Annotated in this window: 14 protein-coding genes; 6 read left to right on the top strand and 8 right to left on the bottom strand. The window is 71.4% G+C overall.

Going from position 1 to position 15,153, the window contains the following annotated elements; all coding sequences use genetic code 11:
* Positions 1-43: 43 nt before the first annotated feature.
* The 3 genes from AB0C25_RS02505 to mca form a co-directional block, all read right to left on the bottom strand.
* Positions 44-2,575 carry a bifunctional diguanylate cyclase/phosphodiesterase gene (locus tag AB0C25_RS02505; RefSeq protein ID WP_357368729.1) on the bottom strand — a complete coding sequence of 844 codons (2,532 nt, stop codon included), beginning with the start codon at positions 2,573-2,575 and terminating at the stop codon, positions 44-46.
* Positions 2,576-2,753: 178 nt separating this feature from the next.
* Entirely contained in the window at positions 2,754-3,047 is a 294-nt protein-coding gene (locus AB0C25_RS02500) for a hypothetical protein (protein ID WP_357368727.1), read from the bottom strand.
* 48 nt (positions 3,048-3,095) lie between these two features.
* Positions 3,096-3,977 (bottom strand): mycothiol conjugate amidase Mca, encoded by an 882-nt coding sequence (gene mca / locus AB0C25_RS02495; protein WP_357241816.1) that lies wholly within the window; start codon positions 3,975-3,977, stop codon positions 3,096-3,098.
* Between the two features lie 202 nt (positions 3,978-4,179).
* Between mca and AB0C25_RS02490 the strand changes: the two genes are divergently transcribed.
* Together AB0C25_RS02490 and greA are read left to right on the top strand one after the other, a co-directional pair.
* Entirely contained in the window at positions 4,180-4,620 is a 441-nt protein-coding gene (locus AB0C25_RS02490; protein ID WP_357369048.1) for a DUF4307 domain-containing protein, read from the top strand.
* A 156-nt stretch (positions 4,621-4,776) separates the two neighbouring features.
* A complete protein-coding gene (gene greA / locus AB0C25_RS02485) occupies positions 4,777-5,274 on the top strand; it encodes a transcription elongation factor GreA (RefSeq protein WP_357241813.1) in 498 nt (165 codons plus the stop codon).
* Between the two features lie 62 nt (positions 5,275-5,336).
* Here the strand turns inward: greA and ilvA are convergent, their stop codons facing one another.
* The 4 genes from ilvA to AB0C25_RS02465 form a co-directional block, all read right to left on the bottom strand.
* The gene (gene ilvA / locus AB0C25_RS02480) at positions 5,337-6,557 is read right to left on the bottom strand and encodes a threonine ammonia-lyase (RefSeq protein WP_357368725.1); all 1,221 of its coding nucleotides are present in this window, start codon (positions 6,555-6,557) and stop codon (positions 5,337-5,339) included.
* Between the two features lie 87 nt (positions 6,558-6,644).
* Positions 6,645-8,054, bottom strand: a complete 1,410-nt coding sequence (locus AB0C25_RS02475) for an amidase family protein (protein WP_357368723.1) — start codon at positions 8,052-8,054, stop codon at positions 6,645-6,647.
* Positions 8,055-8,067: 13 nt separating this feature from the next.
* Entirely contained in the window at positions 8,068-9,210 is a 1,143-nt protein-coding gene (locus tag AB0C25_RS02470; RefSeq protein ID WP_357368721.1) for a cystathionine gamma-synthase, read from the bottom strand.
* A gap of 115 nt (positions 9,211-9,325) precedes the next feature.
* A complete protein-coding gene (locus AB0C25_RS02465; protein ID WP_357368719.1) occupies positions 9,326-10,375 on the bottom strand; it encodes a WD40 repeat domain-containing protein in 1,050 nt (349 codons plus the stop codon).
* Between the two features lie 247 nt (positions 10,376-10,622).
* On the opposite strand from AB0C25_RS02465, the gene AB0C25_RS02460 reads away from it, so the two are divergent.
* The 4 genes from AB0C25_RS02460 to AB0C25_RS02445 all read left to right on the top strand — a co-directional run bounded on the left by AB0C25_RS02460 (position 10,623) and on the right by AB0C25_RS02445 (position 13,586).
* The gene (locus AB0C25_RS02460) at positions 10,623-11,045 is read left to right on the top strand and encodes an HIT family protein (protein ID WP_357368717.1); all 423 of its coding nucleotides are present in this window, start codon (positions 10,623-10,625) and stop codon (positions 11,043-11,045) included.
* 75 nt (positions 11,046-11,120) lie between these two features.
* Positions 11,121-11,783 carry a peptide-methionine (S)-S-oxide reductase MsrA gene (msrA, locus tag AB0C25_RS02455; protein ID WP_357368715.1) on the top strand — a complete coding sequence of 221 codons (663 nt, stop codon included), beginning with the start codon at positions 11,121-11,123 and terminating at the stop codon, positions 11,781-11,783.
* Between the two features lie 367 nt (positions 11,784-12,150).
* Positions 12,151-13,080: a ribonuclease Z gene (locus tag AB0C25_RS02450; RefSeq protein ID WP_357368713.1), complete on the top strand. Its 930-nt coding sequence runs from the start codon at positions 12,151-12,153 to the stop codon at positions 13,078-13,080.
* Positions 13,077-13,586 carry a GNAT family N-acetyltransferase gene (locus tag AB0C25_RS02445; protein ID WP_357368711.1) on the top strand — a complete coding sequence of 170 codons (510 nt, stop codon included), beginning with the start codon at positions 13,077-13,079 and terminating at the stop codon, positions 13,584-13,586. Before AB0C25_RS02450 ends, AB0C25_RS02445 begins: the two co-directional genes overlap by 4 nt.
* A gap of 183 nt (positions 13,587-13,769) precedes the next feature.
* Here AB0C25_RS02445 and AB0C25_RS02440 read toward each other — a convergent pair whose 3' ends face one another.
* A complete protein-coding gene (locus AB0C25_RS02440) occupies positions 13,770-15,140 on the bottom strand; it encodes a cystathionine beta-synthase (RefSeq protein ID WP_088946256.1) in 1,371 nt (456 codons plus the stop codon).
* Positions 15,141-15,153: the final 13 nt, after the last annotated feature.

The following is a 15,153-nucleotide window of genomic DNA, read 5'->3' as shown; positions in this document are numbered from 1 at the left end:
TAACCAGCCGCGGGGCGGACCGCGCGGGCTCCACCCGAGACGGTCAGGAGGCGCCGTCGGCGCGCAGCCGGAACACGTTCGACTCCGCCGAGTCGCGCAGCGACCCGAGCACCGCGCCGATCTTGTCGGCCGGCATCGGCTTGAAGAAGTGGTAACCCTGCGCCGAGGTGCAGCCCAGCTCGGCCAGGGCCAGCCGCTGCTCGGCGGTCTCCACCCCCTCGGCGACCACGCGCAGCCCCAACTCGTGGGCGAGCCCCACGGTCGTCCGTACGATCGCGGCGGCCTCCGGCGAGTCCGTCATCCGGATCACGAACGAGCGGTCCACCTTCAGCTCGTCCACCGCGATCCGGGTGAGGAAGGTCAGCGACGAGAAGCCGGTCCCGAAATCGTCGACGGCGAGCTGCACGCCCATCGACCGGAGCGTGGCCAGCACCTCGTCGATGATCTCCAGTTCACTCATCACCACCGTCTCGGTGATCTCCAGGACCAGCCGGTGCGGTGGCACCTGATGTCGGCGCAACACCTCGGCGATCTCCGCCGGCAACCGGGGATCGAGCAGGCTGCGCGCCGACAGGTTGACCGAGATCGGGACGTCGAGCCCCTCCCGGGCCCAACTCGCGGCCACGCCGAGGGCCTTGTCGAGCACGTAGCGGGTGAAGGTGCCGAGCTGCTCGCTGTTTTCCACGGGCCGGATGAAGTCGGCCGGACCCAGCCATCCGCGCCGGGGATGCTGCCAGCGGATGAGGGCCTCCACTCCGGTGGGCGCACCGGTGGCCAGGTCGACAGCCGGTTGCAACGCCAGCACCAACTGGTCGTCGACCTTCAGCGCCTCGCGTAGCTCGGCCAGCAGGGCAAGCTGGTCGGTGCTTGCCGCGTCGCGGGTGCCGTCGTACGCGGCGACGTTGCCGCCGCCCTCCTTGGCCTGGTACATGGCGATGTCGGCCCGGCGCAGCAGCTCGGTCAGGTCGGCGGTGCCGGCGTCGGCCACCACCACCCCGACGGAGACCTCGATCGACATCCGGACGCCGGCCACCTCGGTCGGCGCGGCCAGTCGTTCGGCGATCTCGCGGGCCTGCCGCAGTGCGTGAGCCATCGGGGCGGCCCGGTCCCCGAGCACCGGCACCGCGGTGAGCAGCAGAGCGAACTCGTCGCCGCCGAGGCGGCCGAGCAGGTCACCAGGGCGGGCCAGCGCACTGAGCCGGTTCGCGGTCAGTCGCAGCAACTGGTCGCCGGCGGCGTGACCGAGGGTGTCGTTGACTTCCTTGAACTGGTTGATGTCCAGCAGCAGCAGCGCCACCGGGTGATCGTGCGCGAGTTGTCGCAGCGACTGATCGCCCTTGCCGAGCATCGCGGCCCGGTTCGCCAGCCCGGTGAGCGGGTCGTGCACCGCCTCGTACGACGAACGGGCGGTGACCAGCCGCAGCTCCTGGTGGGTCGAGGCGTCGTGCAGCGCGGCGGCGAGCGCGTCACCGAACGCGGCCACCGCATCGCGTTCCCGGGTGTTGGGTGGAGCAGATCGGGGGAACCGCACCCGCAGTCGGCCCACCGGCGCGGCACCTACCGACAGTGCCCGACTCAGCTCGTGTTCGTCCGGCTCGGACCGGTCTGGCGGGTCCGTCTCCCGGTCGACGAACTGGCCGGTGGCGTCTCCCCGGTACCGGTGCCACTGGCCGTCGGTCCGAGCGACGTCGACGTCCACCAGTTCGGCGTTGAACAGCGTCAGCGCACCGGTGACCGCCGCACTGGCCACACCTCGTTCGTCGAGCTGGTTGAGGGCTGCGGTGGCTTCGGCGAACGCTCGCCAGGTGCGGTGCTCCTGATCGGAGCGCAGCCGGTAGCGGTAGGTCTGTTGCAGCAGCCACAGCAGGGGTGGGAGCAGTAGCAACCACCGTGGGTCGAGCTCCATCAGGGCGACGACGACGAGGCCGACCGCGACGTTGCCGACGAACATCAGCAGCTTGCCGCGCAGCGCGGCGATCAGCGGCGGCCCGATCGGCAGCCCGTGCCGCAGGCCGAGCGTCACCCCACCCAGCCAGGCGGTCACCAGGAGGTAGGTCACCGACCCGGCGATCACGGCCGACGCCAGCATCGGGGTGGGCGGGGCGAGCAACGGCCGCCCGAGCGCGGTGGCCACGGAGGCGGCCAGTGCCGTCGCGGCGGCCAGCGACGCGGCGATCCGGACGACATCGAGGGCCGGACGGCGGTCGTTGTGCAGGGAGAGAATCGTCCAGGCCAGCCCGGTGCCGAGCAGCGTGGCGGACGGCAGCCAGCCGGCCGGCGTCAGATGAAGGCAGACGATCAACGCCGCCTCGCCCCAGGTGATGCTGACCATGCCCGCCGACGACCGGAAGCGCAGCCGGGCGAGCTGGGCGAGCGCGAGGACGGCGACCGCGATGCCGAATCGGGCCGGTCCGCCGAGGGGATCGTCGGCCGGCAGCCGGGCGGGAAGGGTCAACCCGACCACGGAGGCGACCAGGGCGGTCAGGGTGACGGCGGCGGTGAGCACGAGCAGGCGGCCCGGTGTGCCCCGCACCCCGAGCCGGTCGGACGAGCAGCCGGCCGGACCGGAGGTCATCGACCTCCCCCGTCAGTCGACCGACCGACGGTACGGCGGGCAGCCGGTGCTGTGCGTGTCATCGGCGCCCCCTCCCGCACACGGCTCGGAGACTTTTGGTCCCCCGGCGGAAGGCTAAGCCAAACCGGGTGGTCGCAACAGGGGGCGACCAACCGGTTCGGCGTGATTCACGCGCTGGCTACCCGTTCCGGTGCTGCTGGTGCCCATTGGGACCGGCGGTGGATGAATCACGCCCGGTGGTCCCGTCTGTCGGATCGACGACTGAAGCGTCGGCCGTGGTCGGGTCGAACGGCGTCGCCTGCTGCGGGAACCGGTCCGGCAGGCGGCGCAGCCGGGCGTTCATGTTGCGGATCAGCAGGATGGTCGCGGCGGCCAGCAGCAGGATGAGGAACAGGCCCATCGGCCCGGCCAGACCACCCGTGCGGGTGTCTCCGAAGTTGTTCTCCGCGAGCACCTGGGCAGCGGTCAGCATGGCGTTCCTCCGATGTGCGGTTGGTAACCAGGGTAGCTCTGCCCGGAATCAGCGCGCGTGCGCCGTCTCCCGCACCCCCGCGAAGAGATCGGACTCGGGCAGTGGGCTGTCGACCATTGATCGGGCCAGCTCGAAGTCCTCGGTCGGCCAGGCGCGGCGCTGCAACTCCATCGGCACGTGGAACCAGAAGCCGTCCGGGTCGACCTGGGTGGCGTGGGCGCGCAGCGCGTCGTCGCGGACGGGGAAGAACTCGGAGCACTCCACCCGCGTGGTGATCCGTGGACCCTTGTCGGGCCGGTCCTCCCAACGCTTGATCCACTCCTCGTAGGGCGACTCCTTGCCCGCGGCCAGCATGCCCTCGTGCAAGGCCATGATCTTGGCCTTGGAGAAGCCGATGTCGTAGTAGAGCTTCAACGGCTGCCAGGGCGCGCCCAGCTCCGGGTAGCGCTCCGGGTCACCGGCGGCCTCGAACGCGGCCACGCTCACCTTGTGGCACATGATGTGGTCCGGGTGCGGGTAGCCACCCTCCTCGTCGTACGTGGTCACCACGTGCGGACGGAACTCGCGCATCAGCCGCACCAGTGGGCCGGCGGCCACCTCGACGTCCTGCAGGGCGAAACAGCCCTCGGGCAGCGGCGGCAGCGGGTCACCCTCGGGCAGCCCGGAGTCGACGAAGCCGAGCCAGGCCTGCTCGACGCCGAGGATCGCCCGGGCGGCGTCCATCTCGGCGCGGCGGATCTCGCCGATGTTGGCCCAGACGTCGGGACGGTCGAGCTTGGGGTTGAGCACGCTGCCGCGCTCCCCACCGGTGCACGTCACGACCAGGACGTCCACGCCCTCGGCGACGTACTTGGCCATGGTCGCCGCGCCCTTGCTCGACTCGTCGTCGGGGTGCGCGTGCACGGCCATGAGTCGCAGCTGCTCTGCCAACTTCGGCACTCCTCGTCTGTGCCGGCCGGTGGACCCGACCGGGCTCGACCGGCTGACCTGCCGGGATCGTTGCTCACCGCACCCTGTCGCCGGCCAGCACCGCAGGGCATGACCTGCCATTCCTGCCGCTGGACCGGGTGGGAGGATGGACCTTGTCATTCTTGCCGATGCCGCCGACAACAACGCCAGGAGATACCCGCCGGTGACCGAGACGCACGCCACAATTTCCCCCGGCGCTCCGGTTTTTCCCGCCGGACGCTACGGCCGTCGCCGGGCACCTGGCGGCGAACGCCGACGCAACCTGCTCGCCGCGCTGGTGTTGCTGGCGCTCGTGGCGACGCTGACCGTGATCTCGGTGCGGCTCTACCGCCAGTACGGCGACCCGGTCTACGACGCCCAGGTGATCACTTACACCGACATCACGGACGCCCAGGTGCTTGTCGACTTCCGGGTGACCGTGCCGGCAGGCGGCTCGGCGGTCTGCGTGCTGCGCGCCCGGGACCGCGCGGGGGCCGAGGTGGCCCGTGACCAGATCACCGTCACCGCCCGGCCCGGCGACCGGCACGTCACGACCCAGCACCGCCTGACCACCACCGCGCGGCCGTTCATCGGCGAGGTCCTGCGCTGCCGACCCCCGTCCTGAGCTGCCACAACAGCCTCAGCGACAGGCCTCGGAGGGTGCCTACCCGGGGTGTCGGAACCGGACACCGGCGGTAATGGCCGACACGCTGTGTCGTACCGCACTGGTAACTTGGTAGTTCACCTGTCAGCCAGCCACGCACAACTGAGGAGAACGCCTGTGTCCACTGGCAACGAGGCGCCCGCCACCTGGCTGTCCCAGGACGCGCACGACCGCCTCCAGGCCGAGCTCGACGAGCACATCGCCAACCGCCCGGCGATCGCCGCCGAGATCAACGCTCGGCGCGAGGAGGGCGACCTGCGGGAGAACGGCGGCTACCACGCCGCCCGCGAGGAGCAGGGCAAGGCCGAGGGACGCATCCGCTACCTGCAGGAGTTGCTGCGCACCGCGAAGGTCGGCGAGGCGCCGTCCGCGGACGCGGTGTCGCCCGGCATGGTCGTGACGATCTACTTCGACGACGACGCCGACGACACCGAGACCTTCCTGCTCGGTTCGCGCGAGATCGCGGCCACCACCGACCTGACCGTCTACAGCCCCGAGTCCGCGCTCGGCAAGGCGATCCTGGGCGGTCGGCCCGGGCAGACCTGCACCTACACGGCACCGAGTGGCGCCGACATCAAGGTGACAGTGGTCAGCTTCGAGCCCTTCTCCGGCTGACGACGCCGGCTGCACCGCAGCAGGCCCAGACGCACCGCCCCGAGGCGTGGCACCCACCGGTGTCACGCCTCGGCGGCGAAGACCACCTGGTAGCCGCTGGCCCGCAGCGCGCTGATCAGCGTGTCCGAGTGCTCCACGCCCCGGGTCTCCACCGACAGCGCCACCTCCACCTCGCCGAGACTGAGGTGCGGGTTGGCGCGCTGGTGCTCCACGTCCACCACGTTGGCCCGGTGCTCGGCGATCTGACTGAGCAGCGACGCCAGCTGTCCCGGCCGGTCCGAGCAGCGCACGGTCACCCGCAGGTAGCGGCCCGCGGCGGCCAGACCGTGCTCGATCACCCGGAGCATCAGCAGCGGGTCGATGTTGCCGCCGGAGAGCACCGCGACCACCGGCGTCTCCACCTCGACCACGCCGGCCAGCAGCGCGGCGACGCCGACCGCCCCGGCCGGCTCGACGACCTGCTTACCCCGCTCCAGCAACATCAACAGCGCCCGGGAGATGTCCTCCTCGGAAACCGTGACGATCTCGTCGACGAGCTTGCGCACATGGTTGAAGGTGATCTCCCCGGGCCGACCGACCGCGATGCCGTCGGCGATGGTGAAGAACGCCGGCAGCCGGACCGGCTCCCCGGCCACCAGCGAGGGAGGAAACGCCGCCGCGCCGGTCGCCTGGACGCCGATGATCCGGACGTCCGGTCGCAACGCCTTCACGGCGACCGCCATGCCCGAGATGAGGCCACCGCCGCCGACCCCGGTGATGATCGTTTTCACGTCCGGACACTGTTCGAGGATCTCCAGCGCGACCGTGCCCTGGCCGGCGATCACGTCCGGGTGGTCGAACGGGTGGATCAGCACCGCTCCGGTGCGCTCGGCGTAGGTGTGCGCGGCGACAAGTGACTCGTCGACGGTGTTGCCGGCGAACTCGACCTGCGCGCCGTACCCCTTGGTCGCGGCCACCTTCGGCAGCGGCGCGTTGACCGGCATGAAGACGGTGGCTCGCGTGCTGACCAGGCCCGCGGCGAGGGCCACGCCCTGCGCGTGGTTGCCCGCGCTCGCCGCGACCACGCCGCGCTCCCGCTCCGCCGCCGACAACCGGGAGATCCGCACGTACGCGCCGCGCACCTTGTACGAGCCGGCGCGCTGCACGTTCTCGCACTTGAGCCAGGTCGGCCCGCCCAGCGCCGCGCTGAGCGGACGGGAGGGCTCCAGCGGGGTGGTCCGGATGACACCGGCGAGCAGTTCCCGTGCAGCCCGCACGTCGTCGAGACCGACCAGTTCCGTCATGCCCCGATCGTGCCACCCACCTCCGGAGCCCTCTGCGGCGACACCGGAGTGTGCGGCGTTGGGCACGACGGGCTGGCCACCGGCCAATCAGGCGGCAGCTGGCGACCCTGTTCCGGCCCGGGGGTAACCGGGAGCGTGGCGCGTCCACGGTGCGGCCATCTCGAACTGGCCGGCCACCCCGAGCAGCAGCAGCTCGGAGCCGGGCGGACCGACGAGCTGCACGGCGACCGGCAGACCGTCCGGGCGGCGGCCGACCGGCACCACGATCGCCGGCAGGCCGGCGATGTTCCACGGTGCGGCGTACGGGGCGTACCGGATGTTGGCTGTCATGTTCGCCCGCCAGGACCGGTCGGACCAGCGGGCCGCCTCCGGTGGCGCGCTGGCCAGCGCCGGGGTGAGCAGCAGGTCGACCGAGTGGTCGGTGAAGAAGTCGACCGACCGTTGCCGCCACGCGGCCCGGTCGGCCTCCCGCACGTAGCCGCGACGCTGCGCCCACTCGCCCAGCGCGACATGCCGGCGGGTACGTCGTTGCAGGCCACGGCGGTCCAAACCGGCGGCCCGCACGTCGGCGGCGGCGGCGGCGAGCCAGGTGGCGATGCCCTGCAGGCCCAGCGCGGTGGGGTAGACCGGATCGGCCGGCACCGTGTCGTGCCCGGCGGCGGCAAGGAGCCGACCGGCGGCGGCGACCGCGTCCCGGTTGGGCGCGTCCGGTGCGACACCCCGCACCGGGGAGCGCAGCGAGACACCCACCCGCAGCCGCTGCGGCGGGACCAGCTTCTCGGGACGCCGACCGGCGAGCACCGAGAAGCCCACCGCGGCGTCGGCGACCGTGCTGGTCAGCATGCCGTGCTCGGTGAGGCCGAACCAGTCGTCCGCGCCGAGCTGGCAGGGGACCACGCCCCGACCCGGCTTGAGCCCGACCAGCCCGCAACAGGCCGCCGGGATCCGGATCGAGCCGAGGCCGTCGTTGGCGTGCGCGATCGGCACCAGCCCGGCGGCCACCGCGGCGGCCGCGCCGCCGGAGGAACCACCGGGGGTACGCGTGCTGTCCCACGGGTTACGGGTCACCGCGCTGTCGTCGTCGGTGAGCGCCCACAGCCCCAGCTCCGGCATCCGGGTAACACCGAGGATCACCGCTCCGGCGCCGCGCAGCCGACGCACCACCTCGTGGTCGGCCTCCGCCACGTCGCTGCGGGCGGCGGCCGACCCGTTCCAGGTGGGCAGACCGGCGACCGGAGTGTTCTCCTTGACCGCCACGGGCACCCCGGCCAGTGGCAGGTTGGCCAGGTCCTCCTGCTCGTCGACCTTCTCCGCCTCGGTGATCGCCTCACCGCCGCGAACGGCGCGGAACGCGGCCAGCTCACGGTCGGCTCGGGAGATGTATTCGAGGTGGTCGGCGACGACCTGGGTCGCCGAGACGTCACCTCGGCGTACGCCCCGGGCGATCTGCTTGGCGGTCGCCCCGACCCAGGTCGCCATGATGTCCTGCACGGCCATCCTCCCCCAGCGGTCAGCCCAGCGCCTGCTCCAGATCGGCGAGTAGGTCGTCGACCGTCTCGATGCCGACAGACAGTCGCACGAGATCGCCGGGAACTTCAAGCGGCGAGCCGGCAGCACTTGCGTGTGTCATCCGACCCGGGTGCTCGATCAGGGATTCCACGCCGCCCAGCGACTCGGCGAGCACGAAGAGCTTGGCGCGGTTGCAGATGTCCACCGCGTGCTCCTCACCACCTTCGGCACGGAACGAGATCATGCCGCCGAACCGGCGCATCTGCTTGGCGGCGACCTCGTGACCAGGGTGCGAGGGCAGTCCCGGATAGAGCACCTCGGCGACCTTGGCGTGCCCGTCGAGGTACGCGGCGAGCCGCTCGGCGTTGTCGCAGTGCCGGTCCATGCGTACCCCGAGGGTCTTGATGCCGCGCAGGGTGAGCCAGGCGTCGAAGGGGCCGTTGATCGCGCCCATCGCGTTCTGGTGGTAGCGCAACTCCTCGCCGAGCGCGGTGTCCGCGACGACCAGCGCGCCACCGACCACGTCGGAGTGCCCGCCGATGTACTTGGTGGTGGAGTGCACCACCACGTCCGCGCCGAGCGCGATCGGCTGCTGCAGGTACGGCGAGGCGAAGGTGTTGTCCACCACCAGCAGCGCGCCCGCGTCGTGTGCCACGGCGGCCAGGGCGGCGATGTCGGCGATGCTCAGCAGTGGGTTGGTCGGCGTCTCCAGCCAGACGATCTTCGTGCGGCCGGGCTGCACCGCCGCCCGGATCGCCGCCGGGTCGGAGACCTTCGCCGGGGTGAACTCCAGGCCCCAGCGCTGGGCGACCCGGGCGAAGAGCCGGTACGTGCCGCCGTAGGCGTCGTCCGGGATCACCACGTGGTCGCCCGGCTGACAGACGGCCCGCAGCAGGGCGTCCTCCGCCGCCAGACCGCTGGCGAAGGCGAGCCCGACCGGCCCACCCTCAAGCGCCGCCAGGCACTCCTGGAGCGCGTCCCGGGTCGGGTTGCCGGAGCGGCTGTACTCGTAGCCGAGCCGGGGCGCGCCCACGGCGTCCTGGGCGTACGTGCTGGTCTGGTAGATCGGTGGAATCACCGCGCCGGTCCGCGCCTCGGGGTCCTGACCGGCGTGAATCGCGAGCGTGTCGAAGCCGTGGTTCATTCTGGTGAGGCTAGTGCCCCGCCGGAGATGACTGGAACGGAACCCGCGCTCCCGGGCGCGGGGCCGGACCATCTGGCCCGGCCCCGCGCACGCCGACCATCGGTCGGCGGGCCGGTCAGCCGGCCGGAACGGGCAGGACGTGCAGGGTGACCGGGTGGTCCCCGGTCCAGTCGTAGGAGACCGCGTAGACCCGGGCTCCGTTGGGCGCCCAGGCCAGCGCTCCCGGGCTGAGGTCGTCGTTCAGCTCGAAGTGGGCCAGCTCGGTGCCGTCGGCCCGGAAGATGAAGACGTCCGGGTCGTAGGAGGCGTCCGCCCCGCCGGCGATCCTGGTGCCGTCACGGGACACCTCGACCGCATTCGGGTACGCACCGGTGGGATAGGTCACCGACGGGGTGCTGATGTCGGCGAACGGGAACGCCTGCACCACGTACGGGGCGCCGGAGGCGGTGAAGACCGTGGTGCCGGTGGGGTCGAGCGCGACGTCCTGCAGGTTGCTGCCGACCGCCATGAAGTCGTTCTCCCTGGGCGCGCTCAGTGCGCCCCCGTTGCCGATCGTGTACGCGTACACCGACGCGGGGCTCAACCCGGGCTGCCCGGCCAGCAGCACCGACCGGTTCTGGCTGGCGGCGGTCAGCAGCGGGGCGTCGTAGAAGTCCTGACCGGTGGCCACACCGGTGGTCACCACCGCCGGTTGGCGGCCCAGGTCGATCCGGCCGATGTTGCCGCCCCACTGGTCACAGCCGTAGCCGAACCACAGGTACCGCCCGGTCAGCGCGAGCGACGACGGGCACTCCCCCGCGCCGGTGTCGTACCGGGCCGACTCGGTCAGCGAACCGGTGTTGAAGGCGGCGATGGCGTTGGCGCTGGGCAGCGCCACGTAGAGCGTCTGCCGGTCGGCGCTGAGCAGCAGGTCGGTGGGGCCGGGAAGCCCCGACAGGGTGCCGACCACCGTGCCCGTCGCGCCTGTCACCACGACCTCGGTCGAGGAGTAGCCACCACTGACGAAGACCCGGTCACCGGCCGACACCACGTCGGCCACGCCCGGCAGTGACAGCGGGGTGGCCGTCTGCGCGGGAGCAGCCTGGGCGGGAGTCGAGATCGCGGCGGTCAGCAGCCCGACGGTCAGGGCGGCCAGCGCCAGGGTCGGACCTCTTCTGATCTGCAAGGTGCGTCCTTTCGGAGTCTCGACGAGCGAGACCGCGACGGCCCGGGGTCCTGAGGCGCAACGGAATCGGATCGTCGTCGTGAGGGCGCAGTCCAAGCGGCAGCCCGCCTCGGCCGATCGGCCGGGCGTCGCTGTCGCGACAGCACGTCACCCCCGTGTGCTTATCCAGACTGGTCAATAACTATCACAGTCGATGCGCGCGTGGGGGGCACCGTGATCCGTCGGCCGGTCGGCATAGCCTGAGCCGATGAGTGGGTGCGTGTTCTGCGGAATCGTGGCGGGTGAGGTGCCGGCGTTCCGGGTCGCCGACACCCCGGACGGGGTGGCGTTCCTGGACACCCGGCCGGTGTTCAAGGGACACGTGCTGGTGGTGCCCCGAGTCCACCTGGTGACCCTGGCTGAGCTGCCGGCGGACCTGCTGCGCGGCTACTTCGCGCTGGTGCAGCGCCTGGCGGTGGCCGTGGAGACCGGTCTGGGCGCCGGCGGGACGTTCGTGGCGATGAACAACAAGGTGTCCCAGTCCGTCCCGCACCTGCACACCCACGTGGTTCCGCGCACCAGGCGGGACGGCCTGAGGGGCTTCTTCTGGCCACGCACCCGCTACGAGGACGACGCCGAGGCCGGGGCCTACGCGGACCGCGTTGCCGCCGCACTCCCGGACGGGGCCTGACTCACACCGGCGCGGGTAAGGAAGGTGAACCCACCGGTGTTACACGCTGGGAGAGGTACGAGAGGAGATCCCCACGTGTTTTTGCGCCGTATGAACGCTGAGATGGTTTCGCCCGACCAGGCCCTGCCGGGCCGTCCGATCGCCATGCCGGTCGCCGACCGCCACGAGGTGCTGGGCACCCCGCTGAAGGGCCCGTTCCCGGAGGGTCTGCAGGTCGCAGTCTTCGGCATGGGCTGTTTCTGGGGAGCGGAGCGGCTGTTCTGGACGCTGCCGGGCGTCTACACCACCTCCGCCGGCTACGCGGGTGGCATCACCAAGAACCCGACGTACGAGGAGACGTGTTCCGGCCGGACCGGACACGCCGAGGTCGTCCAGGTGGTGTACGACCCGAGCAAGATCAACTATGAGGACCTGCTGAAGGTCTTCTGGGAGAACCACGACCCGACCCAGGGCATGCGCCAGGGCAACGACGTCGGCACCCAGTACCGCTCGGCGGTCTACACGACCACCGACGAGCAGCGGGCCATCGCGGAGTCGTCCCGGGACGCGTTCCAGCCGATCGTGAGCCGGGCCGGCAAGGGTGAGATCACCACCGAGATCGCCCCGCTCGGCGATTATTTCTTTGCCGAGGACTACCACCAGCAGTACCTCGCGCCGACCAAGAACCCGAACGGGTACTGCAACCACGGCCCGAACGGCCTGAGCTGCCCGGTCGGCGTGGCCCGAGTCGGCGGCTGACCACCGCCACCCGCACACGGATGATGCCCGGCCGCCGATGAGGTGGCCGGGCATTCCCATCTGACCCTGTGATCGAAATCCGTTGGCGAGCCCGGCGGGAACTCGATAACGTGGCCGTACACGTGAAAGGAGGTGGTCCAGACTTGTATAGCAATCGGACTCGTGAGGTGGCTGTCAGCTAGCCGCTGTCCTCGACAGTGATCGGTCCGCCGCAAGGCGGGCAACCAGCACCATCGTCGAGACCGTGTGGCAGCGGTGCGGCGAATCCACGACAGCCACCCGACCCCCGGGGTGCCGGCCAAGTCCAGCCGGCCCGCGCACCTGCGCGGAGCGCCCCGGGGGTCGCTCCATCTCCGGGGGAGCGACGATGTCCATGCGCGAGCTGGTGATCCTCGGAACGGCCAGCCAGGCGCCGACCCGTCAGCGCAACCACAACGGGTACGTGTTGCGCTGGGACGACGAGGTGATCCTCTTCGACCCGGGTGAGGGCAGCCAGCGTCAGCTCCTGCACACCACGGTCACCGCCACCGACCTGACCCGGATCTGCGTCACCCACTTCCACGGCGACCACTGTCTCGGTCTGCCCGGCACCATCCAGCGGCTCTCCCTGGACCGGGTGCCGCACCCGGTCGCCGTGCACTTCCCGGCCGGCGGCGCCGAGTACTTCGCCCGGCTGCGGCACGCCACCTCCTTCTACGAGACCGCCGAGTTGCAGGTCACCCCGATCGAGGAGGACGGGCAGCGGATCGCGCTGCGCTGCGGCACGCTGGAGGCACGCCGGCTGCGGCACCCCATCGAGACGTACGGCTATCGCCTGGTCGAGCCGGACGGCCACCGGATGCTGCCGGAGCAACTGGCCGCGTACGGCATCGGTGGGCCGGCTGTCGGCGAGCTGATCCGCGTCGGGCACCTGGACCTCGACGGGCGTCGCGTCACCCGCGACGAGGTGAGCGTGCCCCGGCCGGGCCAGCGGTTCGCGTTCGTGATGGACACCGGGCTCTGCGACGGGGTGTACGCCCTCGCCGAGCACGCCGACCTGCTGGTCATCGAGTCGACCTTCCTGGAGTCGGAGGCCGCGCTCGCCGCCGAGGTCGGCCACCTGACCGCGGCGCAGGCCGCCCGGGTGGCGACCGAGTCCGGGGTACGCCGGCTCGTGCTCACCCACTTCTCCCAGCGCTACCCGGACCCGCGCCGGTTCCACGACGAGGCCCGCGCGCACTTCGACGGTGACCTGATCATCGCCGAGGACCTGACCACGGTGCAGCTCCCACCCCGCCGGGTAGCCTCGGCCGGGTGATCGTCACGCTCCGCCCCGCGACCGCTCGCGACCTGATGGCGGTGGGTGCCCTGCACCAGCGCTCCCGGGTCGCCGCATACTCGGCCTTCCTGCCGGCCGAGGCGTTGGCTGACCCGACGCCGGAGGCGATGGGGCGGTACTGGGCGGAGCGGTGGCAGTGGGAGCGGGACAACCACCGGATGACCGTGGCCGAGCGGGCCGGGACGCTTGTCGGGTTCAGCTACCTGGGTCCGGACGACGAGGACGATCCGGCCACCGGGTTGCTCAACGCGATCCATCTCGACCCGGCCGAGCAGGGTCGGGGCACCGGCCGCACACTGATGGTCGACGCGTTGGACGCCATGCGGGCCCGAGGCTGGCGTGGCGCCGTGCTCTGGGTGCTCCAGGACAACGCCCACGCCCGCGCCTTCTACGAGCGGGGCGGCTGGACCGCGACCGGAGACGAACGGGTTGAGGCGGTCGGATCGGCACAGACCCTGCAGTTGCGCTACGCCCGCCGCCTCTGAGTATCGCCTTCGCCCGCTGGAGCCTCTCCCTGCCTCGCACCCTTTGCTCTGCTTCACCATGCGCAACGGCGGATGTCCGATTATCGGACACTCGCTGGTGCGTGGAGTGAAGCAGAGCAAAGGACGCGCAGGGACGCCCGGTGCCGCCCCAGGCGGACACCGGGGCGCTCCGCGGAGCGACGGTTAGTGGGCGCCCAGGTGGGCCAGGAGGTCCTGGCGGGTGAGGACGCCCTTGGGCTTGCCGTCGACGAGGACCAGTGCGGCGTCGGATTTCTCCAGCAGGCCCACCGCCTCGCTCACCGGCTGACCGCCACCGATCATCGGCAGCGGGTCGCCCATGTGCCGCTCGATGGTGTCGTGCAGGTGGGCCTGGCCGGTGAAGAGCGCGTCGAGCAGGTCCCGCTCGGCGATCGAGCCGGCCACCTCACCGGTCACCACCGGCGGCTCGGCCTTGAGGACCGGCAGCTGCGAGACGCCGTACTCGCGCATGTAGTCGATGGCGTCGCGGACCGTCTCGGTCGGGTGCACGTGCACCAGCTCGGGCAGCCCGCCCGGCTTGCTGGCCAGCGCGTCGGCCACGGTCGGCTCGGCGCCGGAGTTGTCGAGGAATCCGTACCGGGCCATCCACGAGTCGTTGAAGATCTTGGAAAGGTAGCCCCGGCCGCCGTCCGGCAGCAGCACCACCACCACGTCGTCCGGGCCGGCCTTGCGGGCGACCTCCAGCGCGGCGACCACGGCCATGCCGCAGGAGCCGCCGACCAGCAGCCCCTCCTCGCGGGCCAACCGCCGGGTCATCTCGAAGGAGGCCTTGTCGGAGACCTCGACGATCTCGTCGGCCACACCCTGGTCGTACGTCTCCGGCCAGAAGTCCTCGCCGACGCCCTCCACCAGGTAGGGCCGGCCGGTGCCGCCGGAGTAGACCGAACCCTCCGGGTCTGCCCCGATGATCCGCACCCGACCCTCGGAGGCCTCCTTGAGGTAGCGACCGATGCCGGAGATGGTGCCGCCGGTGCCGACGCCGGTCACGAAGTGGGTGAGCCCACCCTCGGTCTGCTTCCACAGCTCCGGGCCGGTGGTCTCGTAGTGCGAGCGCGGGTTGGCCGGGTTGCTGTACTGGTTCGGCTTCCAGGCGCCGGGAATCTCCCGGGTCAGCCGGTCGGAGACGTTGTAGTACGACCGCGGGTCCTCCGGGGCGACGGCGGTCGGGCAGACCACCACCTCGGCGCCGTACGCCCGGAGCACGTCCTGCTTGTCCTGGCTGACCTTGTCCGGGCAGACGAAGACGCACTTGTAGCCCTTGAGCTGGGCCACCAGGGCCAGCCCGACGCCGGTGTTGCCGCTGGTCGGCTCGACGATGGTGCCGCCGGGCTTGAGCAGGCCGGCGGCCTCGGCGTCCTCCACCATCCGCAGCGCGATCCGGTCCTTGACCGAGCCGCCCGGATTGACGTACTCCACCTTGGCCAGCACGGTGGCCTGGATGCCCTCGGTGACGTTACGCAGACGTACCAGCGGGGTGTTGCCGATCATGTCGACGACGTTGTCGTAGTACTGCACGGTGTGCCCTTCG

Origin of the sequence: Micromonospora sp. NPDC048839, assembly GCF_040649915.1 — a bacterium.
Taxonomy (GTDB): domain Bacteria; phylum Actinomycetota; class Actinomycetes; order Mycobacteriales; family Micromonosporaceae; genus Micromonospora.
Note: the sequence above shows the minus strand (reverse complement) of the source record. Positions and strands in the feature narration are given on the sequence as shown.